This is a genomic window from Sulfuricaulis sp. (genome assembly GCF_049587675.1).
Classification (GTDB): Bacteria; Pseudomonadota; Gammaproteobacteria; order Acidiferrobacterales; family Sulfurifustaceae; genus Sulfuricaulis.
On the sequence record NZ_JBAVEJ010000019.1, the window covers coordinates 1 to 2,078 of the forward strand.

Below are 2,078 nucleotides of genomic sequence, written 5' to 3' on the forward strand. Positions count from 1 at the left end.
GGTGACAACCTACTCATAGAATCCCCGCTGAAGCGGGGATGTATGTAAAGCTTGTTGCAGCTCTGGGAGTAACAAAAGGTGAGAATCTACATGTAAAACCTGGATCCCCGCTTTCGCGGGGATGACAACATGTTTTTTGACCCGGCCTACGCGGGGGTGACAGTCTGATTGGATGCCCATCGGGCGCGAGCTATTTCATCAGCTCGAGCAACAGACTGTTCAGCCGGGTGACGAAGCTGCCCGGGTCTTCCAGTTCTCCGCCTTCGGCGAGCAACGCCTGATCGTGCAGGATTCGGGTCCAGTCCTCAAACCGCTTGGCGTCGGCCTCCGCTTTGAGCCGCGTCACGATCGGGTGCTCCGGATTGATTTCGAGGATCGGCTTGCTGGCCGGCGCTTTCTGGCCCGCGGCCTTGAGCACGCGCTCCAGGTTGCCGCCGATATCGTACGCGTCCGCCACGAGGCAGGCGGGCGAATTCGTCAGCCGATGGGTAATACGCACGTCCTTGACCTGACCGTCGAGGGCTTTCTTGATTTTTTCAATCAGCTCCTTGAATTCGGCCGCGGCTTTCTCCTGTTGCTGCTTTTCCTCCGTATCTTCGAGCTTGCCGAGGTCCAGGGCGCCCTTGGCGACGGACTGCAGCGACTTGCCGTCGAATTCCGTCAGGTGCATCACCACCCACTCATCGATGCGATCATGCATCAGCAGCACCTCGATGCCTTTTTTGCGGAAGATTTCGAGATGCGGGCTGTGCCGGGCGGCGGCGAACGTATCGGCAGTGAGGTAATAAATCTTGTCCTGTTCCGGTTTCATGCGGCTGACGTAGTCGGCCAGCGTGACGTCCGGCGTTTCCTGGTCGGCGTGGGTGGAGGAAAAGCGCAATAGCTTGGCGATGCGCTCGCGGTTGGCGGTGTCTTCGACCACGCCTTCCTTCAGCACGCGCCCGAACTCGGCCCAGAATTTGGCGTATTTTTCTTTGTCCTTGTCGGCCATGTCCTGCAGCAGGTCGAGTACCTTCTTCACCGAGCCGCTGCGGATGACGTCTATGTCGCGGTTGTGTTGCAGGATCTCGCGCGAGATGTTGAGCGGCAAATCGTTGGAGTCGATCACGCCGCGCACGAAGCGCAGGTAATTCGGCATCAGCTGCTCGGCGTCGTCCATGATGAACACGCGCTTCACGTACAGCTTGATGCCGTGGCGCTTTTCCCGGTCCCACAGATCGAAGGGCGCGCGTTGCGGTATATAAAGGAGCGAGATGTATTCCTGCTTGCCCTCGACGCGGCTGTGCACGTGCGCCAGCGGCGCCTCGAAATCGTGGGCCACGTGGCGGTAAAACTCGTCGTACTCTTCCTGGGTGATCTCGTTCTTGGGACGCGCCCAGAGCGCCGAGGCCTTGTTGACGGTTTCGTCTTCGTCTTTGGTTTCGGCCTTCATGACGATGGGCAGCGTGATGTGGTCGGAATACTTGTGGACGATCGCGCGCAGTCGCGCGCCGTCGAGAAACTCGTCCTCGCCCGTACGCAGATGCAGTGTGACTTCGGTACCGCGCGTCGGTTTCTCGATGGTTTCGATGCTGTATTCGCCCTCACCGGCGGATTCCCAGCGCACACCGTGTTCCGGCCCCAGGCCGGCGCGGCGCGTGGTGAGCGTGACCTTCTCGGCCACGATGAAGGAGGAGTAGAAACCGACGCCGAACTGACCGATGAGCTTGAGATCCTTGGACTTGTCGCCGGTGAGCGCCTCCAGGAACTGACGCGTGCCGGACTTGGCGATGGTGCCGATGTTGTCGATCACCTCGCTGCGGTTCATGCCGATGCCGTTGTCCGAGACCGTGATCGTGCGCGCGTTCTTGTCATAAGCGATGCGGATCTTGAGATCGGCATCGCCCTCGTACAAATTATGGTCGGAGAGCGCCTCGAAGCGCAGCTTGTCCGCCGCGTCGGAGGCGTTGGAGATCAGCTCCCGCAGGAAGATTTCCTTGTTGCTGTACAGCGAGTGAATCATCAGGTCCAGCAGCTGCCGGACCTCGGCCTGGAATCCCAGGGTTTCTTTGTGCGTATCGACGCCCATAGTACGGCTC

At 59.8% G+C, this 2,078-nt stretch carries 1 protein-coding gene; it reads right to left on the reverse strand.

Features of this window, described 5'->3' with window-relative positions; translation table 11 throughout:
- Positions 1–190 precede the first annotated feature (190 nt).
- Complete coding sequence (gene htpG / locus WB402_RS00880) at positions 191–2,068, reverse strand: molecular chaperone HtpG (protein WP_424204830.1); 1,878 nt, start codon at positions 2,066–2,068, stop codon at positions 191–193.
- Positions 2,069–2,078: the final 10 nt, after the last annotated feature.

What these genes read in the sequence shown, in the direction of transcription:
- htpG (WP_424204830.1), bottom strand. Translation starts at nt 2,068, where the DNA reads ATGGGCGTCGATACGCACAAAGAAACCCTGGGATTCCAGGCCGAGGTC.